Genomic DNA, 21872 nt, shown 5'->3' with positions numbered 1-21872 from the left:
CTACGCGCCCAGCTTGAAGCGCGGCGCGTCCCTCGCATCATGGGCCGACGCTTCCGCGCCGACCCGGACGCCTACCTCAGAGGCATCGAAGAGGAGCTCAGGCCATATTTGCCGGTGTAGAAAAAAACGGCCCTCATGACGGAGCCGGAAAGCGCGGGCGCACCGCTATCGACCCGCGCGGCCCGCCGGCTTGGGAAGCCGGTGGGCCGGACGCGGGCCCGGTTGCTGCGACTACTTGGGCTCGTCCGAGGACGAGGCAGCAGCCGCGGCCACCACGGGCACGGGGGCCGTGGGGGCCACCGCCGACGCCACGGGGACCACAGCGGGACGGGGCGGCGGGCTCAGCACGTCATTCACGGAAGGCATCTTCCGGATGTCGCCGCGCGCCACCTTCCACGCCTGCTGCACGATCCACGACAGCGAGCGGTCCTGCCGCGTCGCCTCACGCTGGATCTCTTCCAGCATGTCCTCGGGGAAGTAGAGACTCTGCTTGCGATGGTCGGTCGTGGCCATGCCCTCGCTACTCCTCCCGTGGGTCCTGGCGCTCGTCGCCAGTCACGTCGTTGACGGCCGGGAACGACTTGATGCGCTCACGGGCGATCTTCCACGCCTGCTGAACGACCCACGACAGGGAGCGGTCCTGGCGGGTCGCTTCCTCCTGGATCTCCTTCAGCATCTCCTCGGGGAAGTACAGCGACTGCTTGCGCTTGTCAGTGCCTGCCATACCTGGGTCTCCGGGGCGGATTCGAGGTGACGACCTGAACACACCGGGGTCGTTATCCGACAGACTCCCAAGAGGGTCAACGGTTTCGGAGGACTCATTCCGCGACCGCACGGTCAACACCCGGGCACGTTCAGTCGCACGTGACGTGTGCAGCAGGGCGCGAAAAAGGAAACGCCCCGGACCTCAACGAGGAAGTCCGGGGCGCTTCGAAAAGAGGGACCGCCGGGAGTGGATCTCCTGGCGGACCCGTGGGCCCAGAGGGGGAGGGGGGGGACCCCTAGGCCCAACACCTTGAAATTCGACCGTCCTTCAACATCCCCAGCGGCAGCGCCTATTTCCCGCTTCCGCGACCACGCCCATCCGGTGTGACGATCATAAGAACCGCCCCCCCTACCTTCAACCGCACGCGCCTCTGTAACCCAGCCATTCGACAATCCATTCCGGCCCTGTCAGATGCCCCGCACTCGCTCCCAACCCCCGCCGCTGACGAAGACGCTGGAGGCGGCGTACCAGCGCCTCGGCCTCGAGGGCCGCTCGGTGCTGCTCGCCGTCTCGGGAGGCGCGGACTCCACCGCTCTCCTGGTGGGTACCGCGCGCGTCGCGCCCGTGCTCCGGCTGCGCGTGGAGGTCGCGACACTGAACCATGGCCTCCGACTGGAGTCCGAGGCGGAGGTCCAGGCGGTCGCCTGCCTGGCCGCCGGGCAGGGCCTGCCCTGCCACGTTCGTGAGCTGCACCTGACCCCCGGCCCCGGACTGGAGGCGAGGGCACGCGAGGCCCGCTACGCGGCCCTGGCGGCCCTGCGGCGCGAGCGCGGGCTGGACGCGGTGGCCACCGCCCACACGGCGAGCGACCAGGCGGAGACGCTGCTGATGCGGCTGGCGCGCGGCACGGCGCTTCGGGGCGCGGGCGGCATCCAGGCTTCACGCGCGGGGCTCGTCCGCCCGCTCCTGGAGGTGACTCGCGAGGAGGTGCTCGCCTTTCTCGCCGCCGGAGATGTCTCCTTTTGGACAGACCCGATGAATTCCGACCCCGCCTTCTTCCGCACCCGCATCCGGAAGGACGCGCTGCCGGCCCTGTCGCGCGCGGCCGGCTACCCGGTGGAGGCGCGGCTGGCGTCCTTCGCGCGGCACGCGGCGGAGGACGACGCGCTCCTGTCGCGCATGGCGGACCAGGCGTGGACGCGGCTTGTGCTGGAGGACGGCAGCCTGGATGCCCCCGGCGTGCGCGCGCTGGAGTCACCGCTGCGGCGCAGGGTGCTCGCCCGGCTGCTGGACGTGGCGGACGTGCTGGCGGATGACGCCACGCTGGCGCGCGTGCTCGCCGCGGTGGAGCGCGGAGGCTCGGCCACGCTGGGGCGGGGGCTGGTGCTGCGCGCCGCGAGCGGGCGCGTGCGCTGTGTCAGCGCGCCGCAGCCTGACCTCGCCACCCGGTTGCAACTGGAGGGTACAGGGGCGACAGGGACGCTGGAGGGCACGGGCTGGCGCTTCTCCGTGGAGCAGGGACCGCCGCCCGCGGGCGTGTGGAGCCTGGCGCTCGCGGAAGGGACGCGCTGGCCGCTCACCGTGCGAACACGCCAGGCGGGCGACCGCGTCCGTACGAATGCGGGACAACGAAAGCTCCAGGACCTGTTGGTGGACTTTCGGGTGCCGGCGGAGGCGCGAGGCGCGTGGCCGGTGGTGGTGGATGCCGGGGGAGAGGTGTTGTGGCTCCCCGGGCTCTGGGCACCCGCGTTCACAGGTGTGCCTTCCGGACACTCCTTGTGGGCGGCACCACCCAGTCCGAGCATTCAGCGGACCCCTCCGTTATAGAGTGGAAGCAGTGCAGAGAGCGGGGATGGTCGCGCCCCCCTAAATAGTTGAGGGCTTTTTGCTGTTGCTGATACGGTCCGACGTTGGGTTGCTCGCCTGGTGTCGGCCAAATGATGGAAAAAGCTGGGGTTCTTCCCAGCGCGGCCCTCATCCCGCCGAGTACCGAAAGGGCAGCTGACACGTGCGTTCGACCTACAAGACCATCGGGCTCTGGGTCATCCTGATCGTCCTCTTCGTCGCCTTCTACAACTTCTTCTCCCAGGGCAATGACCAGGTCCAGGAGCCATCCTTCACGCAGCTGCTGTCGAAGGTGGAGGAGAAGAAGGTCAAGGAAGTCGCCGTCAAGGGCAACACCTACTCCGGCAAGTTCGTCGATACGAGCGAGAAGTTCCGTACGACGGGCCCCGCGCCGGACGCGGCCATGCTCAACCAGCTCCGCGCCAATGGCGTGGACGTGAAGTACGAGCGCGAGGAGCAGAACAGCCTCTGGCTGACCATCCTCGGCCAGTGGATGCCCGTCGTCTTCCTGTTCCTCTTCTTCATCTTCTTCATGCGCCAGCTGCAGGGTGGTAGCGGCAAGGCCATGACCTTCGGCAAGTCGAAGGCGAAGCTCCTCAGCGAGAGCCACAACAAGGTCACCTTCGCGGACGTGGCCGGCGTGGACGAGTGCAAGGAGGAGCTGGAGGAGATCGTCGCCTTCCTCAAGGACCCGAAGAAGTTCACCAAGCTCGGCGGCCGCATCCCCAAGGGTGTGCTGATGATGGGCCCCCCGGGTACGGGCAAGACGCTGCTCGCCCGCGCCGTGGCCGGTGAGGCCGGTGTCCCGTTCTTCTCCATCTCCGGCTCGGACTTCGTCGAGATGTTCGTGGGCGTCGGCGCCAGCCGCGTGCGCGACCTCTTCGAGCAGGGCAAGAAGAACGCCCCCTGCATCATCTTCATCGACGAGATCGACGCCGTGGGCCGCCACCGTGGCGCGGGCCTGGGCGGCGGTCACGACGAGCGCGAGCAGACGCTCAACCAGCTGCTCGTGGAGATGGACGGCTTCGAGTCCAACGACGGCGTCATCCTGATTGCCGCCACCAACCGTCCGGACGTGCTGGACCCGGCGCTCCAGCGCCCCGGCCGCTTCGACCGGCGCATCGTGGTGCCGCGTCCCGACCTGAAGGGCCGCCTCGGCGTCCTCAAGGTGCACACGCGCCGCGTGCCGCTGGCTCCGGAAGTGGAGCTCGAGGTCATCGCCCGCGGTACGCCGGGCATGACGGGCGCGGACCTGGAGAACCTCGTCAACGAGTCGGCCCTCATGGCCGCGCGCCAGAACAAGGAGCGCGTGGACCTGAGCGACTTCGAGGCCGCCAAGGACAAGGTGTTCATGGGCCCGGAGCGCCGGTCCATGATCATGACCGAGAAGGAGAAGCGGAACACCGCCGTCCACGAGGCGGGCCACGCGCTGTTGGCCAAGCTCCTCCCGGGCTGCGACCCCCTCCACAAGGTCACCATCATCCCGCGCGGCCAGGCCCTGGGCGTCACCTGGAGCCTGCCCACCGAGGACAAGGTCAACGGCTACAAGAAGCAGATGCTCGACCAGATCTCCATGGCCATGGGCGGCCGCATCGCCGAAGAGCTCATGTTCAACGAGATGAGCAGCGGCGCGGCGAACGACATCGAGCGCGCCACCGAGACGGCGCGCGCCATGGTGTGCCGCTGGGGCATGAGCGAGAAGATGGGCCCGCTGGCGTTCGGCAAGAGCGACGGTGAGGTCTTCCTGGGCCGCGACTTCAACTCGTCCAAGGACTACTCCGAGGACACCGCCCGGCAGATCGACTCCGAGGTCCGCGTCATCGTCGTGGGCTGCTACGACAACGGCAAGCGCCTGCTGACGGAGAACCTCGAGGCCCTCAAGCGCGTCTCCGAGGCGCTGGTGGAGTACGAGACGCTGGACGCCGAGGACGTGAACATCCTCCTCCAGGGCGGCCAGCTGACCCGTGAGCGTCCGCCCCCGCGCGTCAACGCTCCGCCGAAGGCGACCGAGAAGAAGGACAAGCGGAAGATTCTCGACGCGCTCGAGGCGATTCCGACGATGGAGCCGAAGAAGGCGTAGTCACCGGCGCTCCAGTCCTGAAATGACGAAGGCCCTTCCCAGCGTACCGGGAAGGGCCTTCTGCTTTGCGGGGCCGCACTCGAAGCCCGCGCCGCTCAGGCGAGGTCGAAGAGCAGCGCCTCGACGGGCTCGGTGGCCGTGAGGACCAGCCGCGACTCGTCGGACACGGCCACGCCGTCACCGGCCTTCAACTCCACGCCGTTGAGCGTGGCCTTGCCGCGCGCCATCTGCACCCAGGCATGGCGGCCCGGAGCGAGCGTGTACTCGGCCGACTCGCCCGCGCTCAGCAGCGTGCCGTGCAGCGACACGTCCTGGTGCACGGTGAGGCTGCCCTCGCGCGCGTCGGGGCTGACCACCACCCGCCAGCGGCCCCGGCGCTCGGCCTCGGTGAACATCTTTTGCTCGTAGCCGGGCTTGAGACCCCGCTTCTCGGGGATGATCCAGATCTGCAGGAAGTGCAGCTCCTCGTCCGAGCCGTTCATCTCGCTGTGCTGCACGCCGGTGCCGGCCGTCATCCGCTGCACCTCTCCCGCGCGCAAGAGCCCGGTGCCGCCCGTGCTGTCACGGTGGGCAATGGCCCCGCTGAGGGGGTAGGTGATGATTTCCATGTCGCGGTGGGGGTGCGTGTCGAAGCCCTCGCCGGAGGTGACACGGTCCTCGTTGATGACGCGCAGGGCGCGGAAGCCCATGTTGTTGGGGTCGTAGTAGCCGCCGAACGAGAAGGTGTGGTGGGAGTCCAGCCAACCGTGGTTCGCATGGCCGCGGGCTTCAGAAGGTCGAATGGTCATCATGGTGTGCTCCTTGTCTGCGGAAGGCGTTGGCCACCAGGGCCCGTCCGTCTTCGAGAAGGAAGATGCGACAGCGTCCCCCTCCCCACCAGACGAGGAGTTGGGAACCATCGTTCCACCTATTGGACGAACGTGGAGTTCGTCTCAAGCCACCGGGCGGACGGGCCAGCGCTCCCGCAGGAAGTCCACGAAGGCCGTCACCTTGGGCGAGTCGTGGCGGCTGCTCGGGTAGACGGCGTGCACCGGCACCGTGGCCGAGCTCCAGTCGGGGAGGATGCGCTTCAGGCGCCCGCTGGCAAGGTCCTCCGCGTAGTTGAGGTTGGGCAGGAGCGCGATGCCGCCGCCCGCCAGCGTCACCGCGCGCAGCATGTCGGGCTCATTCACCGCGAGCCGCGCCCGCACGGGCACTTCCACCGTCTTGCCGCCCGAGGATAGCGCCCAGGCGTTCCGCTCCAGCGCCGTGCCGAAGAGGATGCAGTCGTGCTTCTCCAGCTCCTTCGGGGCCTTGGGCGTGCCGCGTTGCTTCAGGTAGCCGGGGGCGGCGACGACGATGTTCTCGATGTTGCCGAGCCTGCGCGCGATGAGTGACGAGTCGGCGAGGCGTCCCGCGCGCACGGCCAGGTCGAAGCCCTCTTCCATCAGGTCCACCGCGCGCTCCGTGCACACCAGCTCGAGCTGCACCTGGGGGTGGCGCTGGAGGAACTCCGAGACGAGCGGCCCCAGGCAGCCGAAAGTGAGCGGCGTGGTGACGCGGAGCAGGCCGTGCGGCGCGGTCTGCAGGCGCGTGACGGCCAGCTCCGCCTGTTCGACTTCGGCGACGATGCGGGCGGCGTGCTCGTAGTAGGCCTGCCCCGCGTCGGTGAGGCGCAGCTTGCGCGACGTGCGGTGCAGCAATTGCGCGCCGATGCGCTCCTCCAAATCCGACACCTTCCGGCTGACGGTGGACTTGGGCATCCGCAGCAGGCGCGCCGCCGAGGTGAAGCTGCCGGCCTGCACCACCCGCGCGAAGACGAGGAGCTCGTTGAGGTCCATGGCTCCGCATCTAATGCCCGGCAGCCGTCGCTTCGGCGAGAAGTTCGGCGCCGGAGTCGCGGCGTGGGGGGTAGGGTGGAGCCCGTGCATTCAGGAGCCCGCTCCCGATGATTCGTGCCCGTCCGATTGCCGTCGAAAGCCCCGAGGACCTGCGGCTGGCCTTCCGGCGGATGGGGCTGCTCACGGCCGCCCATGAGAAGCTGCTGGCGAAGCTGCCCCACGTGCAGCTGCTGCTCACCGGGCTGACGGAGGACGCGGCCCGCTTCCTCCAGTCGCGCTCCGAGGCCACCACGAACTACCCCGCCTGGATACCTGGCGACGCCCAGGCGCGTCCGGGGACGGGCCTGCTCTCGGGGCGCAGGGAGCAGCTGGAGCGGCTGGTGGCGGCGGCGCGCGCGAGGGCGGCGGCCCTGCCGGAGCTGGCCTCCGCGCTGGAGCGCGCCCTGGAGGCGGACAGGCCCCCGGCGGCGCTGGAGCTGGGCGGGCGCACCTTCGCGTGGGGCTCGCGCACCTACGTCATGGGCGTCGTGAATGTGACGCCGGACAGCTTCTCCGACGGCGGCCGCTTCTTCGACCCGGAGGCCGCCATCGCCCACGGCGTGGCGCTGGCGGAGGCGGGTGCGGATCTGCTCGATGTGGGTGGAGAGTCCACCCGCCCGGGCGCCCAGGCGGTGGGCGCGGAGGAGGAGGTGGCGCGGGTGCTGCCCGTCATCCAGGGCCTGCGCGCGCGGACGTCGGTGCCCCTGTCGGTGGACACCACCAAGGCCGCGGTGGCGCGCGAGGCGCTGAAGGCGGGGGCGCACCTCATCAACGACATCACCGGCTTCCGCTCGGACCCGGAACTGCCCCGCGTGGTGGCCGAGGCGGGGGCGGCCTGCTGCCTCATGCACATCCAGGGCACTCCGGCCACCATGCAGCAGGCGCCGCGCTACGACGACCTGGTGGACGAGGTGCTGGCCTTCCTGGAGGCCGCGGTGGCGCGGGCGGTGGCGGCGGGCGTACCGCGCGGGCGCATCCTCCTGGACCCGGGCATCGGCTTCGGGAAGACGTTCGACCACAACCTCTTCCTGCTCCGCCGCCTGGGGGAGCTGCGCGTGCTGGGGCTGCCGCTGCTGGTGGGCACCAGCCGGAAGGCCTTCCTGGGGAAGCTTACGGGGGGCAAGCCGGCCGCCGAGCGGCTGGCGGCGACGCTGGGCTCCGTGGCCACGGTGGCTGCGCTGGGCGGCGCGGACGTGGTGCGGGTGCACGACGTGGCGGAGGCCCGGGACGCCCTGACGGTGGTGGACGCCATCCGGCAAGGAATGGAGGGCGGCCTGCTCTACAGCCGGTAATTTGGTGTGGCTTTCAGTCCTCGGGGTGTGGACTTCCGGGCACCACCGGACAGCAGTCAGGGAGGCACTGTACGGCGAACATCGCTCTCATGGGACTCGCGCCGTGAGGCATCCGGAACCCCACGATGGCGTTGGTACTGATTTCGCAACCTCCTTGAGGCTGATAAGCCTGCATGCCTGGGTGGTTGCCCAGGGAGCACCGGGTCCGTAGCTTCGGGCTCGTACAGAGGGCGGGGTATAAGCCCCGACGTCGAGAGGCCGGCGCAGGCCCGGCGTGGGAAAGGTGGAGCGGCACACATGGCGTACAGGATGAATATGCCTCCCAAGGAGGAGCGGGCGTCGCAGAAGCTGTTCGGTACGGACGGCGTGCGCGGCAAGGCGAACGTCTACCCGATGACGGCCGAGGTCGCGATGCAGCTCGGGCGTGCGCTCGCGTACCTCATCCGCAACGGGCCGCACCGGCACCGCGTCATCATCGGCAAGGACACGCGGCTGTCGGGCTACATGCTCGAGCAGGCGCTCGCCGCCGGCCTCATCTCCATGGGCGTGGACGTGGAGCTCGTGGGCCCGCTGCCGACGCCGGGCATCTCCAACCTCACCACCTCCATGCGGGCGGACGCGGGCGCGGTCATCTCCGCTTCCCACAACCCGTACGAGGACAACGGCATCAAGTTCTTCTGGCGCGACGGCTTCAAGCTGCCGGACGAGACCGAAGGCAAGATTGAAGACCTGGTGTCGAGCGGCTCCATCGACTCCATCCGCCCCACGGCCACGAAGATTGGCCGGGCGTTCCGCATGGAGGACGCGCGCGGCCGCTACATCGTCTACCTGAAGGCCACCTTCCCGCGTGAGCTCACCCTGGAGGGGATGACCATCGTCGTCGACTGCGCGAACGGCGCGGCCTACAAGACGGCGCCCGCGGTGCTCGAGGAGCTGGGCGCCAAGGTGATTACGCTCGGCGTGTCGCCGGACGGCAAGAACATCAACCACAAGTGCGGCGCGCTCTACCCGGAGAGCATGTCGCGCGCGGTGGTGAAGCACGGCGCCCACCTGGGCATCGCCCTGGACGGTGACGCCGACCGCCTCATCGTCGTGGACGAGAAGGGCAAGGTGGTGGACGGCGACGCCATCATGGCCATCTGCACGGGTGAGCTGGTGGCGCGCAAGCAGCTCAAGAAGAAGACGCTGGTGTCCACGGTGATGAGCAACATCGGCCTGGAGCGCGCGGTGGCGCGCTGGGGCGTGAAGGTGGCCCGCACCCGCGTGGGCGACCGCTACGTCGTCGATGAGATGCGCCGCAACGGCTACAACCTGGGCGGCGAGCAGAGCGGCCACCTCATCTTCCTGGACCACACCACCACCGGCGACGGCACCCTCGCGGCGCTGCAGCTGCTGGCCGTCATGTGCCGCCAGGGCAAGCCGCTGAGCGAGCTGGCCTCCATCTTCGAGCCCGTTCCCCAGACGCTGGTGAACGTGGTGGTGAAGCAGAAGAAGGAACTGGGCGAGCTGCCGGAGGTGATGAAGGCCATCAAGAGCGTGGAGCAGCGGCTGGGCAACGCCGGCCGCGTGCTGGTGCGCTTCTCCGGCACGGAGCCCAAGGTGCGCGTGCTCATCGAGGGCGAGGACGCCGCCCGCAACGAGGCGTACGCCAAGGAGATCGCCCAGGCGCTCTCCAAGTCACTCAACGGCTGAAGCCGCGACTCCGAGCCATTCCGGCTGAGCCGGAACTCCGAGCCATTCCGGCTGAGCCGGAATTCTGAGCGGTTGACTTCGGGACGCCGGCCGCGAAATGAAGGGCCGGCGCGCGTACCGGGGCCATCGACAATCCCGTGACCGCGCGCCAAGCGAGGTGCGGTCGATGGGACAGCGACTGGGTGTCAACGTGGACCACGTGGCGACGCTGCGTCAGGCGCGGCGCACCACGTACCCGGATCCGGTGACGGCGGCGGCCATGGCCGAGCTGGCCGGCGCGCAGCAGATCACCATCCACCTGCGCGAGGACCGGCGGCACATCCAGGACCGCGACCTGCGCATCCTCCGCGAGACGGTGCAGACGCTGCTCAATCTGGAGATGGCGGCCACCGCGGAGATGGTGAAGATCGCCTACGAGCACAAGCCGGACGTGGTGACGTTGGTGCCCGAGCGGCGCGAGGAGCTCACCACCGAGGGCGGCCTGGAAGTCGCGGGCCAGCGCGAGCACGTCGCGAAGATCATCAAGAACCTCAAGGACGGGGAGATTGTCGTCTCGCTGTTCATCGACCCGGACCTGGACCAGGTGCGCGCGTCGCACAAGGTGAACGCGGACCGCATCGAGCTGCACACGGGCCGCTACTGCGAGGCGCGCAACGAGAAGGAGCGCGCGCGGGAATTGGCGCGCATCGTGGACGCGGCCAAGGCGGGCACGAAGCTGGGCATGGGCGTGGCCGCGGGCCACGGGCTCAACTACGACAACGTGCAGGCCATTGCCCGCATCGCCGAAATCGACGAACTGAACATCGGCCACGCGATTGTCGCGCGCGCGGTGCTGGTGGGCTTCGAGCGGGCGGTGCGGGAGATGTTGGACCTGATGCGCAACCCGGGATAGCGCGGCATGGGAATCGTCGGCCTCGGTCTCGACATCTGCTCCATCTCCCGCATCCAGCGCATCATGGAGGGCCCGCGCGCGGAGGCCTTCCTGAACCGCGTGTACACGGAAGCCGAGCGGGCGCTGTGCGGCGGTCGGCACGACGCGGCCAGCGCGTACGCGGCGCGGTGGGCCGCGAAGGAAGCGCTGGTGAAGGCGCTGGGCGCGCCGCCGGGCATCCGATGGAAGGACATGGAGGTGCGGAGGGACGGCGGGCCGCCGTACTTCGCCCTCTCCGGCGTGGCGCGCGAGGTGATGGAGGCGCGGGGGCTGGAGGCCTTCCTCGCGCTGTCGCATGACGCCGGCGTGGCCGCGGCCACGGTGGTGCTCCAGAAGAAAGGGGAGTGAGCCATGTTGCGCGTCCTCACCGCAGCCCAGATGCGTGAAGCCGAGCAGGCCGCCGAAGCGCGTCACGGGATGCCCTCCGCGCTGCTGATGGAGAACGCGGGGCGCGGGCTCGCGGAGGTGGCCCGGAGCGTGGCCGGCCCGGACGGGCGCTTCACGGTGCTGTGCGGCCCGGGGAACAACGGCGGAGACGGGCTGGTGGCGGCGCGCTTCCTCCAGGAGGGTGGGGCTCGCGTCTCCGTGGCGCTGGTGGGCGACGCGGCGAAGCTGACGCCCGAGGCGAAGCGGAACCTGGAGGCGCTGAAGGGCTTCGGGGTGGTGCCTCGCGCGCTGGCGTCGCTGGCGGAGTCGGGGCACGGCGATGTGGTGGTGGACGCGCTGTTCGGCACGGGGCTGAGCCGTGCGCCGGCGGGGGAGTTCTCGGCGGCAATTGGCGCGATTGCGCGCTGGCGGCACGCGGGGGCGAAGGTGGTGGCGGCGGACGTGCCCTCGGGGTTGCAGAGCGACACGGGCGAGCCCTTCTCGCCGTGCGTGGAGGCGGATGTCACGGTGGCCTTCGGCTTCCTCAAGCCGGGGCAGGTGCTGGAGCCCGGGGCCTCGCTGTGCGGGCGCGTGCAGCGGGTGGACATCGGCATGGGCGGCGAGGCCGCGAAGGACCTGTCCGGCCCGAGGCTCTTCGTGGTGGAGGAGGCGGACGCGCGCGGCACGCTGCCGGTGCGCCGCGCGGACTCGCACAAGGGCACCTACGGGCACGTGCTGGTGGTGGCGGGGAGCCGGGGCAAGTCGGGCGCGGCGGCGCTGGTGGCGAAGGCGGCACTGCGCTCGGGCGCGGGGCTCGTCACGGTGGCGGCGCGCGGGGATGCGCTGGACACGATTCAGTCGCACTCGGCGGAAATCATGGGCACGCCCCTGGACGGCTCGGGGCCGCTGGGGATGAGTGACCTGGACGCGCTGCTGGCCGCGGCCGAGGGCAAGGATGCGCTCGTCATCGGGCCCGGCATTCCGCGCGGGCCGGAGACGGGGACGCTGATTGGCGAGCTGCTGTCACGGCTGGAGTTGCCCGCGGTGCTGGACGCGGATGCGCTCAACGCGGTGGCCACGGACTTGTCCGTGCTGCGGCGGGCGAAGGCGCCGGTGGTGCTCACGCCGCACCCGGGCGAGATGGCACGGCTGACGGGGAAGTCGACGAAGGAAGTCCAGTCGCGTCGGCTGGAGGTGGTGAAGCAACTGGCCACGGCGCTCGGGGTGACGGTGGTGCTGAAGGGCGACCGGACGCTGACGGCCCATCCGGATGGACGCGTGTTCATCAACACCACGGGGAACCCGGGCATGGCCACGGGCGGCTCGGGGGATGTGCTGTCAGGCATCACGGGTGCGCTGCTGGCGCAGGGCTTCCCGGTGCCGGAGGTGGTGTGGACGGCGGTGTACGCGCACGGGCTCGCGGGCGACCTGGTGGCGGCGCGGCGGGGGCAGCTCGGGTTGATTGCCGGAGACCTGGTGGAGCAGGGGCTCTGTGATTTGTGGGTCCGGTGGGGGCGATGAGCACCGCAACGCGTGTGAAGTCAGTGCGGATGTCGTCACCGGAGGAGACGCATGCCCTGGGCGTGCGGCTGGGCGGGCTGCTGCGGCCGGGGGACTTCGTGGGGTTGATTGGCGACCTGGGCGCGGGGAAGACGCACCTGGTGCGCGGCGTGGCCGAGGGCGCGGAGGTGCCTCGCTCGGAGGTGGCCAGCCCCACGTTTGCGATTGTGTATCCGTACTCGGGAAGGATTCCGCTGTACCACGCGGACCTGTACCGGCTGACGAGCTACGACGACCTGTACTCCACCGGCTTCCTGGACATGGTGGAGACCGGGGACGGTGCCTCGCTGGTGGAGTGGCTGGACCGGATTCCGGCCGCCGCGCCTCGTGAGCACCTGCGCGTGACGCTGAAGCATGGGAGCGGAGACGTGCGCGAGCTCACGGCGGAGGCGTTCGGTGAGCGGCCCGCGGAGCTGCTTGAGGCGTGGTTACTACCCAAATGCTAGCTCGTTCCTATCAACAGGATCACTGGGCTGATACTTCTAGTGGACGAACTAGATGAGAGTCGGCGGTATTTTTAGAGGAGGTGAGGCAATGCTGGCTTGCGATGCTTCGGAATGAAACGCTATCGGCCCGGTGCGATACTGATTGCAGATAGCTAGATGAGAAGCGGATCAAGGCAGGACTGATGCGCCCCTCGACCGAACTTACTGACACGTATTAGGCTAGGGCCATGGATGCCCCTGAGCCGAAACTGGACCTACTCAAGGCCGCTGAGCGCGCCCTCAATGAACTCGACCCTATTGTTGAGAGAATTCTCATTGACAGCCCTTGGTTCAAGCCCTTTGCGCCGCACGCTATAACTCCCGACTCGATCGGTGCCCACTTTTTGGACGTAGACGAAGCGTCGATCACCAAGGCCATTGATTCTCTCCTAAAGTCCGGATTGGTCTTGCCGAGCACCAACTCGATCATCAAGGCGGAGTACCGAGCATCGCCCTTAGGCCTGATTCTTCGTGAGCAGTTGATGCGAAAGCGCAAGCTTCGGCATCCTGCTCTTATTCATCAAAAGGACCATTCTCTCGAATCTCTTGTTGTTGCACTGTTGATGGTGCCGCTGATACGAAATCAAGTGATCAGTGGCGGCTTTCTGGCCGAATCCAATACAAAGACAGACTCGTACCTCTGCTTTTACCTTGATGCATTTTCAGCCGCCGACGTGCGCTCCGCTTGTAGTGGCTTATTGGCAAAAGGCCTCCTTGCCTGGGAAACAGGGCGGCCCTACATAAATGGAGAGCCGGTAACGGGGCGTGAGATTTCGCCACGGGGTCAGCGCGAGTACTACAATCGAATCGCGCGCGAACTTCAGCTTGAGCCGGGAAGATCGATCTTGGATAGGGTTGCAGATCAGCGCGAGCATCGCGAGCATATTGCCCTGTTTTGGATTTGGCAGGCGGACTACCCAATGTCGCGCAAACAAATAAATAAGGCACTGGAAGATGTTGCTCGCATTCTCAATGAAACGCTAGCGCTGAAGGCGCCGTTCATTGTGGCCTCTGCTGTTGATCCGGGGGGTGGTGCCGTTAGGATTGATAGTCAACTTTTCGAGAAGATTCGCGCAGCAGACTTCGTCATTGCGGATTTGACGCCGGTCGGCCGCCTCCATGGCCGACTGTTGCCCAATCCGAACGTCTTAATCGAGGTCGGATTTGCATTGGCGGCAAAAGATCCGGATCAGGTGATTCTCGTTGCTGCAAATCGAGATAAAAACGCCCTTCCCGGTGGCGAGGATGTCGCACACGAATACCCATTTGATATTGCGAATGTTCATCGAATTAACTACGAAAAGCCGGCAGACCTGAAGCGGCGATTAGTTGAGGAGTTTCGTGTCGCTTTGGGTAGACGAGGCCTGCTGGAGGAGCAGGGCAGTAATTGATTTGAACGTGGCCATGCTGGGGTGCGCCATCAAAAACAAGCCCCGCATTTGTGGTTCGCAACAATCCACATGCGTGGAATAGCCAGCGGGAGAGCTGAGCGGACGCTAGCTAATGGCGCTGGCGCATTTGACGCGGCGACTCTTCGCAACGTGCCGTTCGTGGGCGCCCTATGGAGTTGTTTACATCGCCGTTGTTATCGGCGGGCCATGACGACGCCATCACTTACACAGGGGCGGGACGTGAAGTGCCAGCCCACCTGGATGCGGGGGGCCACCAACTCGTGCAGACGCAGCAGCCAGCGATGGGCGTCTTCCACCGACCCTCGCCCGCCCACCGTGGGCAAGCAGGTGGCGGTGGTCCGCAGGTGGTGACCCCACACGAGGCAGGCTCGCACCTCGCTCATATGAGGGCTGCCGGACTCCAGTCGGGTCGGGCTGGCAGCCCTCATCCGGTCTCGCACATGTGACTCGAAGTCCGGGTCCCGCAGGAGCAGAGCCACCGTGAGCTGCGCAAGGACCGGGCTCCACACGTCCAGGCGGTTCCACAGCGCGGTCAGGGGGCTCGCGCCCGCTCCACCAAGCACCATGGCCACCGCCGCCAGCAGGTGAAGCCGCCAGTCCGACGCCTTCAACATCGCGCACAGCTCCGCATCCAGGTCGGAGCTGGCGTCCACGCCCGCCTCGATGTGCAGCAGGTCCTCCTGCGTCCTGAGCCCGAGCAGCGCCATGCTCCGACCGCGCATGCCACAAACGAGAATGAACGGCTCGATGAAGGACGGATAGCCCTGCCGCCGCGCCTCCGAGGCGAAGTCCCGGTAGCCGTAGGGATACACACGCGGCGGATCGAACCGGGCGCACGTGAGGAGCGCTTCCTCCAAGTCACACAGGAACAGGCTCGCATCCCGCAGGTCCGCGTTGCGCGAGTCCGCCTTGAACAGCGTCGCCCTGTCGAGTCGCGCATCGCGCAGGTGCGCGCGACGGAAGGAGCCTCGCGCCAGGTTGGAGGCCGTGAGCACCGCGCCCTCCAGGAACGCGTCGTTCCAGCACGTCTCCAGGGCCACGCATGCGGACAGATTCGCTCGCTCCAGCCGGGCCTGTCGCAGCGAGGCCCCCGACAGCGTCGCCAGCTCCAGCCGCGCGTCCTGAAGACCGCAGTCCTCCAGTTGAGCGCCGTCCAGCCGCGCCCTCACGAGGTCCGCTCCAGGGAACTCCTCTTGCGTCAGGTCGATGCCGCGCAGGTCGCCCAGGTTGTCACCCAGTGCCTCCGTGCCGGGGAACCCGGCCAGCACCTCGCGCCACGGGCCTCGCAGGCCCGACTCGATGAGCTGCTCGCGCCGGCGCTGACCGTCAGGGGTCTTCCAGCGCGCGGCAAGTGCCTCCGCGCGCGGGGATGCGTGACTCACGCCGCGTTGAGCGGAGCGCCCGGATTCACGGGCGGGAACAAGTCGCCCCCGGCCAGCTCCTGCACGCGCCAGCGGTGGAAGACGAGGCGCGCGTCCACGCCGATGACGTCATCCTCCTCCACCTGCGCCCAGTACGGCCCGCCGCACAGCGACTCGCTCGCGACGATGAACTGCGGCACCTGCGTGCCCACCTGCGGCAGCGTCGCCGTCCCCCCGCACGTCGGCCCCGTGGACACGAGGAGCGTGCGGTTGCGGCGCGAGGCCACCATCACCTCGCCATTGGTGACGAGGAAGTTCATCGCCGAGGGCCCACCCTCCACTCCGGGCCGGTCCGTGAGCGCCGCCACCAGCGACATCGTCTCCGCCACCGCGCGGGCCACGCCCTCCACGGGAGCCGAGTGCTCGAGCGAGTGCCGGGCCGCCAGGCGGGTGAGGAAGAGGTAGAAGCAGCGCTCGCTGTCCGTGGTGCCCTTGATGTGGCCGCGCAGGCTCGGGCTGATGAGCGCTTCCACGGCCGACCGGTGCTTCGCGAACTCGCGCAGCGTCCCGTTGTGGCCGAAGGACCAGCGGCCATGGTGGAAGGGGTGCGAGTTGCGCAGCTCCACCGCGCCCACCGACGCGAGGCGGATGTGCGCCACCACCGTGTGAGACGACACACGGCTGCTCACCCGCTCGAAGTCAGGGTCGCTGTGCGCGGGCCCCACACCGTGGGCCACCAGCGGCAGCGGCTCCGCGCCGTAGGCGGCGATGCCCCACCCATCCTTGTGCTCGCGCGACTGGATGAGGAGCGAGTTCTTCTCCGTCACCAGGGCGGGGTGGACTGCAGCGGGCGTCGATGAACGAAATCCAAAGAGTCGGCACATGGCTAGCGGCAGGTATTTATACAGCCCGGCCCCGACGAGAAGTTCTCGTGTCTCACCGGAATACGTCGCCTGTCATAGCGACGCCAATTCACGCGCAGGAATTCATCTCCTGCCGGACGACGACGCGCCCGGTTTTCACCACCACACGCGCGTGCCCTACCCCTAGATGGTAGGGCAGATGACGGTACGAGGCACAGTTGAAGACCACCAGGTCGCCTGGATCTCCCACTGCCAACCGTCCATGTGTTTGCAGCCCCAAGGAATGCGCGGCCCCGCGGGTGGCTGCCCAGTACGCCTCCGCGGCGCTCAGCCCGTTTTCGAGACACGCCAGGCCCAGCACCAAGGCCACGTTTTCACTCATGGCCGAGCCAGGATTTACGTTTGAACCCAAAGCAACGTTGATACCTGCGTCACGCAACCTGCGCCCGGGGGCATAGGGGCGCATGCGCAGGAACAGCGTGGAGGTGGGCACGAGTACGGCGGAGACATTCGCCTCGGCGAGCGCGCGCAGGCCCGAGTCCGTCACCTGTTCCAGGTGGTCGGCCGTCGCGGCTCCCAGCTCCGCCGCGAGCTCCGAGGCGCCACAGGCGGTGAGCTGGTCCGCGTGCAGGCGGGGCACCATGCCCAGCGCGCGGGCGGCGGTGAGGATGCGGCGGGCCTCGTCCACGGTGAAGGCGCTCTCCTCCGCGAACACGTCGCAGAAGCGCGCCAGCCCCTCGCTCGCCACGGCGGGGATGATTTCGTCGATGCACAGCCGGACGTAGTCCTCGCGCCGGCCGCGGTACTCCTCCGGAATCGCGTGCGCGCACAGCAGCGTGGGCACCAGCTCCACCGGCGTCAGCCCCGCCAGCCGGCGCACCACGCGCAGCATCTTCAGCTCGTTCTCCAGGTCGAGCCCGTAGCCGCTCTTCACCTCCGCCACCGTCACGCCGTGCGCCATCAGCCGGTGCAGGCGGGGCAGGGCGAGCTTCACCAGTTCGTCCTCGCTGGCGGCGCGCGTGGCGCGCACCGTGCTGACGATGCCGCCACCCGCCTTGGCGATCTCCAGGTACGTGGCGCCCTGGTTGCGCAGGTCGAACTCCGCGGAGCGCTCTCCGGCGAAGACGAGGTGCGTGTGCGGGTCCACGAAGCCGGGCCCCACGAAGCCGCCGCGTGCGTCCACGACTTCGGTGCCGCCATCCACCGCGCCCTCGGGCAGCTCGGACTCCGGCCCCACGTAGGCGACGCGGCCCGCGCGCAGGCCCACGCAGGCGCCGGGGCGTGGGGTGAGGGCCGTCTCGGCCTTCTCGCGGTGGGTGCCCTCCAGCGTGAGCACCTCGGAGGTGTTGCGGACCAGCAGCTCCAACGGACCCATGTGTCAGCGACCTCCGCGCACGCCCATGATGGGGACGTTCCAGCTCGCCCCCTCGTGAATCTTCGCCCGGCCGAAGCCGCCGGACAGCTCCACGTTGTCCAGCCAGCCCCAGGTGAAGCGCGCCGCCACCACGCCGCCGTAATACACGGCCGTGTCCGTCTGCCCGTGCGAGGCCATCCCCTGCCACGAGAAGAAGGGCACCAGCCCCAGCGACACGCCCTTCTCCGGCTGGAGCGTGAAGGCGCACGACGCCTCCGCGCCAAAGATGCTCCCGGGGCCGCCTCGCGTGTTGAGCCCGAAGTCCGTGGCCCCGCGCAGCGCCACCGCGGGAGCCAGGCCCAGCTGCTCCGAGCCCACGTAGTACGAGGCCCCCGCGTACAGGCCGTAGCCCGGAATGGGCAGCGGCAGGAAGAACTCGCCCTGGAGGCCGGTGTGCAGGTGCAGCCGCTCCGTCAGGGGCCACGTAATCGCCGCATCCAGCGCCATGCCCCACTGCTGCGTGGAGAAGCTGGCGTCGTCCCCACGGAACCGGTCCGACTCGTTGATGAACTGCTGAGAGCCGGCGGTGGGCGCGCTCAGCCGGGGGCCGGTGCGCACCCCCAATTGGGCGAGGTTCTTGTCCGGCGACCCGGGCCCCAGGCGCATCACCATGGGGCCCATCGCAGTGGGGGCACAACCCGCCAGCGCACCGAGCGCGGTGGCCAGCAGCAGGAGGAGGGACCTCGAGTGCATCCGGTGCATGGCGGGCTCCTGGCTCAGGTGGTGATGCCGGGAATTTTCACGCCGCGCTCTTTCGCCACCTCGATGGCCTCCGGGTAGCCCGCGTCCGCGTGGCGCAGCACGCCCATGCCGGGGTCGCTCGTCAGCACGCGCTCGATGCGGCGCGCGGCCTCGGGCGTGCCGTCCGCGACGATGACCTGGCCGGCGTGCAGCGAGTAGCCCATGCCCACGCCGCCGCCGTGGTGGAAGGACACCCACGAGGCGCCATTCACGGCGTTCACCAGCGCGTTGAGGATGGGCCAGTCCGCCACCGCGTCCGTGCCGTCCTTCATCGCCTCCGTCTCGCGGTTGGGCGACGCCACCGAGCCGCAGTCCAGATGGTCTCTGCCGATGACGATGGGGGCCTTCACCTCGCCCTTGCGCACCATCTCGTTGAAGGCGAGGCCCGCCTTCGCGCGCTCGCCGTAGCCGAGCCAGCAGATGCGCGCCGGCAGGCCCTGGAACGCGATGCGCTCGCCCGCCATGTCCAGCCAGCGCTGCAGCGAGGCCTTCTGGGGGAACAGCTCGCGCACCACGCGGTCCGTGCGGCGGATGTCCTCCGGGTCTCCGGAGAGCGCCACCCAGCGGAACGGGCCCATGCCCTCGCAGAAGAGCGGGCGGATGTACGCGGGGACGAAGCCGGGGAACTCGAAGGCGTTCGCCATGCCGCCCAGCTGCGCCTGGCCGCGCAGGTTGTTGCCGTAGTCGAACACATGACTGCCGGCGCGCTGGAAGTCGTTCATCGCCTCCACGTGCATGATCATCGACTCGCGGGCGCGGCGGACGTAGCCCTCCGGGTCTCTCTTGCGCAGCTCGGCGGCGGCCTCCAGGGACAGGTCCGTGGGGATGTAGCCGTTGAGCGGGTCATGCGCGCTCGTCTGGTCGGTGACGAGGTCCGGTTTGATTCCGCGGCGGTACAGCTCGCGGAACACCGAGGCCGCGTTGCCGATGACGGCGATGGAGCGGCCGATGCGCTTCTGCTGCGCGTCCTTCGCCAGCGCGAGCGCCTCGTCCAGGTCCTTGGCGACGACGTCCAGGTAGCGCGTCTCCACGCGGCGCTGGGCGCGGGTGGGGTCGATCTCCACGCCGAGGAACACGGCGTTGTTCATGGTGGCGGCCAGCGGCTGCGCGCCGCCCATTCCGCCCAGACCGCCGGAGAGCACGAGGCGCCCGGCCAGGTCCTCGCTGCCGAAGTGGAAGCGGCCGGCGGCGGCGAACGTCTCGTAGGTGCCCTGGAGGATGCCCTGCGTGCCGATGTAGATCCACGAGCCCGCGGTCATCTGGCCGTACATCATCAGGCCCTTCTTCTCCAGCTCGTTGAAGTGCTCCCAGTTGGCCCAGTGGCCCACGAGGTTGGAGTTGGCGATGAGCACGCGCGGCGCGTCCGGATGCGTGCGCATGACGCCCACGGGCTTGCCGGACTGGACGAGCAGCGTCTCCTCGTCACCCAGGCTCTGGAGGCTGGAGACGATGCGGTCGAAGGAAGGCCAGTCGCGGGCGGCCTTGCCGGTGCCGCCGTAGACGACGAGGTCCTCGGGACGCTCGGCGACGTCCGGGTCGAGGTTGTTCATCAACATCCGGAGCGCCGCCTCCTGGACCCAGCCCTTGCACGAGAGGGTGGAACCACGGGCGGCACGGATGACGCGGGACATGTACGAACTCCTGGGGTGTGGCTGACGGAAAGGCCCGGCACACTACCCGAACCCGCGCGGCGGGGGCACAGCGCGGTGAGGCCTCGTTGCCGGAGGTCTTCACCCACTCGGAACCACCCCGTCCCAGGAGGGGCGTCCTCCCGGGATGGTGCGCGGTGCGTCACCTCAGGAGTGCAGCTCGCGGTCGTCGCCCGTGTCGGCCCCGGGTTGCTGCACGGGCTCCTGCGAGGCCTGGCGGTGCAGGGCGCCCTCGGCCCGGTTGATGCGGATGTTGTTGGTGACCTCCTTCACGCCGAGTACCTCCTCGGCCAGGTCCTCGATGGCGCGCTTCTCGTCGCGGCTGCGCACCGTGCCGGACAGCGTCACGAGGCCGTCCTTCACCTTCACGTCCACGTCCTCGGCATCAATCCACCCCTGCATCAGCCGGTCGCAGAGGTCCGCGCGGATGCGGTCGTCCCCGCGCTGGTAGCTCTTCGGGCCGCGACCCGTCGACGTGGGCCGCGCGTGAGGCGTGGCGGAGCGCGAGGTGCCGCCCATGTAGCCGCCGTGGCCCATCTCATGGTCATCCCGGCGCGACGGGCTGGTGCCGTAGCCCATGCGGGGCGGTGCCATGTTCTCCACACCCGGACCATGGCCTCCGGGCTCGGTGCCGCCGAAGCGCGTGTCCTCCTCGGCCACGCGCTCGGCGCCACGCCTCATGGCGCGCTCGCTGTAGCCGAGGTCGCGGCCGAGGGGACGCCGTGACTCCCGAGGCTCCCGCGTGTCTTGGCCATACCGCCCGCGCTCCGGACCGCTTCGCCCCACGCTCCTTCCGTAGCGCGGGTAGTCGCGGCCGCCGCCCGCCTCTCCCGGCTCGCCCGCGTCGAGGCCGTAGCTCCCCGGGCTGTACCGGTCCGTGTCGCCTTGCAGGCTCGTGGAGCGGGTGCGGTCCCCATAGCGACGCGGACGCTCACGCTCCTCACGTTCTTCGTCCTGGAAGGCACGGTAGGTACCGCTCGGGCTGTAGCCCGGACGCCGGGCGATGCGCTCGGGGTCGAACTCGCGTGCGCGGCGGTCCACTTCACGGTCGCGGTTGAAGTCCCGGCCATACTCCTGCGCGCGGTCCAGCTCACGGGCCGCGCGGCCGAAGTCCCGGTCCATTTCGTACTCCCGCTGATCCCGGTCACCCTCCATGGAGCGGAAGCTCCGGTCCCATTCGAAGTCGCGGGAGGGGTCCGCGCGTCGGGCGTCCCGGTCCTGGTCGGGAACGTCGCGGCGGAAGCTCCGGCGCACGTTCTCGGCCATGTCCCGGGCATCGCGCTCGCTCACGCCCATCCGCTCGGGGCCTCGCTCGTAGCCGTGCTCGTCCCAGTCACGCTGGCGGTCCCGCTCATATTCCCCGCGCCGGCCCGCCTGGTACTCCTCCGCCTGCCCCCTGCGCAGCTCCCTGTCCTCCGGCCGCCGCCCCCGGTCGTCGTCACGTCTGCCGTTCATCGCGTCGCCTCCTTACGTGTCGCGTTCGCCTTGGCTCCGACTCCAGACGTTTTTGACCCTGAGTGGTCCCGGCAATGCGCCCCTGCCATGTCCGCAGCCCCGACAGGCATGCACCTCGCCGCACCGCGCTGGGGCCGTCTGGGAATGACTGGAGGGGTGCC

The 21872-nt window shown here is 68.9% G+C and carries 19 protein-coding genes; 9 read left to right on the top strand and 10 right to left on the bottom strand.

What is annotated here, in order from left to right; translation table 11 throughout:
- Positions 1 to 231: 231 nt before the first annotated feature.
- Positions 232 to 513 carry a TIGR04563 family protein gene (locus tag G4D86_RS42865; RefSeq protein ID WP_164000457.1) on the bottom strand — a complete coding sequence of 94 codons (282 nt, stop codon included), beginning with the start codon at positions 511 to 513 and terminating at the stop codon, positions 232 to 234.
- Between the two features lie 7 nt (positions 514 to 520).
- The gene (locus tag G4D86_RS42860) at positions 521 to 724 is read right to left on the bottom strand and encodes a TIGR04563 family protein (protein WP_002638649.1); all 204 of its coding nucleotides are present in this window, start codon (positions 722 to 724) and stop codon (positions 521 to 523) included.
- Between the two features lie 453 nt (positions 725 to 1177).
- On the opposite strand from G4D86_RS42860, the gene tilS reads away from it, so the two are divergent.
- Together tilS and ftsH are read left to right on the top strand one after the other, a co-directional pair.
- Entirely contained in the window at positions 1178 to 2533 is a 1356-nt protein-coding gene (gene tilS / locus G4D86_RS42855) for a tRNA lysidine(34) synthetase TilS (RefSeq protein WP_164000455.1), read from the top strand.
- Between the two features lie 181 nt (positions 2534 to 2714).
- Positions 2715 to 4631, top strand: a complete 1917-nt coding sequence (gene ftsH, locus G4D86_RS42850; RefSeq protein ID WP_164000453.1) for an ATP-dependent zinc metalloprotease FtsH — start codon at positions 2715 to 2717, stop codon at positions 4629 to 4631.
- 95 nt (positions 4632 to 4726) lie between these two features.
- On the opposite strand, the gene G4D86_RS42845 is transcribed toward ftsH, so the two are convergent.
- Positions 4727 to 5422 (bottom strand): pirin family protein, encoded by a 696-nt coding sequence (locus tag G4D86_RS42845; protein ID WP_164000452.1) that lies wholly within the window; start codon positions 5420 to 5422, stop codon positions 4727 to 4729.
- A gap of 141 nt (positions 5423 to 5563) precedes the next feature.
- Positions 5564 to 6451: a LysR family transcriptional regulator gene (locus tag G4D86_RS42840; RefSeq protein ID WP_164000450.1), complete on the bottom strand. Its 888-nt coding sequence runs from the start codon at positions 6449 to 6451 to the stop codon at positions 5564 to 5566.
- Positions 6452 to 6558: 107 nt separating this feature from the next.
- Between G4D86_RS42840 and folP the strand changes: the two genes are divergently transcribed.
- From folP to G4D86_RS42805, 7 genes are all read left to right on the top strand, one after another.
- Positions 6559 to 7782, top strand: a complete 1224-nt coding sequence (gene folP / locus G4D86_RS42835; protein ID WP_164000448.1) for a dihydropteroate synthase — start codon at positions 6559 to 6561, stop codon at positions 7780 to 7782.
- Positions 7783 to 8079: 297 nt separating this feature from the next.
- Positions 8080 to 9474, top strand: coding sequence for a phosphoglucosamine mutase (gene glmM / locus G4D86_RS42830; RefSeq protein WP_164000446.1), 1395 nt, complete (start codon positions 8080 to 8082; stop codon positions 9472 to 9474).
- Between the two features lie 166 nt (positions 9475 to 9640).
- Positions 9641 to 10366 carry a pyridoxine 5'-phosphate synthase gene (locus G4D86_RS42825; RefSeq protein ID WP_164000444.1) on the top strand — a complete coding sequence of 242 codons (726 nt, stop codon included), beginning with the start codon at positions 9641 to 9643 and terminating at the stop codon, positions 10364 to 10366.
- A 6-nt stretch (positions 10367 to 10372) separates the two neighbouring features.
- Positions 10373 to 10753 (top strand): holo-ACP synthase, encoded by a 381-nt coding sequence (locus tag G4D86_RS42820; RefSeq protein ID WP_164000442.1) that lies wholly within the window; start codon positions 10373 to 10375, stop codon positions 10751 to 10753.
- A gap of 3 nt (positions 10754 to 10756) precedes the next feature.
- Positions 10757 to 12292, top strand: coding sequence for an NAD(P)H-hydrate dehydratase (locus tag G4D86_RS42815; protein WP_164000440.1), 1536 nt, complete (start codon positions 10757 to 10759; stop codon positions 12290 to 12292).
- Complete coding sequence (tsaE, locus tag G4D86_RS42810; RefSeq protein WP_205520295.1) at positions 12289 to 12777, top strand: tRNA (adenosine(37)-N6)-threonylcarbamoyltransferase complex ATPase subunit type 1 TsaE; 489 nt, start codon at positions 12289 to 12291, stop codon at positions 12775 to 12777. The genes G4D86_RS42815 and tsaE overlap by 4 nt, the downstream gene beginning before the upstream one ends.
- 227 nt (positions 12778 to 13004) lie before the next feature.
- Positions 13005 to 14207, top strand: a complete 1203-nt coding sequence (locus G4D86_RS42805; protein WP_164000438.1) for a nucleotide-binding protein — start codon at positions 13005 to 13007, stop codon at positions 14205 to 14207.
- A gap of 194 nt (positions 14208 to 14401) precedes the next feature.
- Here G4D86_RS42805 and G4D86_RS42800 read toward each other — a convergent pair whose 3' ends face one another.
- The 6 genes from G4D86_RS42800 to G4D86_RS54030 form a co-directional block, all read right to left on the bottom strand.
- The gene (locus G4D86_RS42800) at positions 14402 to 15610 is read right to left on the bottom strand and encodes a pentapeptide repeat-containing protein (RefSeq protein WP_164000436.1); all 1209 of its coding nucleotides are present in this window, start codon (positions 15608 to 15610) and stop codon (positions 14402 to 14404) included.
- Entirely contained in the window at positions 15607 to 16473 is an 867-nt protein-coding gene (locus G4D86_RS42795; RefSeq protein WP_164000434.1) for a class II glutamine amidotransferase, read from the bottom strand. The genes G4D86_RS42800 and G4D86_RS42795 overlap by 4 nt, the downstream gene beginning before the upstream one ends.
- An 88-nt stretch (positions 16474 to 16561) precedes the next feature.
- Positions 16562 to 17827 (bottom strand): imidazolonepropionase, encoded by a 1266-nt coding sequence (gene hutI, locus G4D86_RS42790; RefSeq protein WP_164000432.1) that lies wholly within the window; start codon positions 17825 to 17827, stop codon positions 16562 to 16564.
- Between the two features lie 3 nt (positions 17828 to 17830).
- Entirely contained in the window at positions 17831 to 18559 is a 729-nt protein-coding gene (locus G4D86_RS42785; protein WP_338050647.1) for a hypothetical protein, read from the bottom strand.
- Positions 18560 to 18582: 23 nt separating this feature from the next.
- Positions 18583 to 20238, bottom strand: coding sequence for a urocanate hydratase (hutU, locus tag G4D86_RS42780; RefSeq protein ID WP_164000430.1), 1656 nt, complete (start codon positions 20236 to 20238; stop codon positions 18583 to 18585).
- Positions 20239 to 20403: 165 nt separating this feature from the next.
- On the bottom strand, positions 20404 to 21711 hold the full coding sequence (locus tag G4D86_RS54030; RefSeq protein WP_164000428.1) for a BON domain-containing protein: 1308 nt from the start codon (positions 21709 to 21711) through the stop codon (positions 20404 to 20406).
- Between the last annotated feature and the right edge of the window lie 161 nt (positions 21712 to 21872).

Origin of the sequence: Pyxidicoccus caerfyrddinensis, from assembly GCF_010894405.1 — a bacterium.
GTDB classification, from domain to species: Bacteria; Myxococcota; Myxococcia; order Myxococcales; family Myxococcaceae; genus Myxococcus; species Myxococcus caerfyrddinensis.
This window is presented reverse-complemented; position numbering and strand designations above follow the sequence as displayed.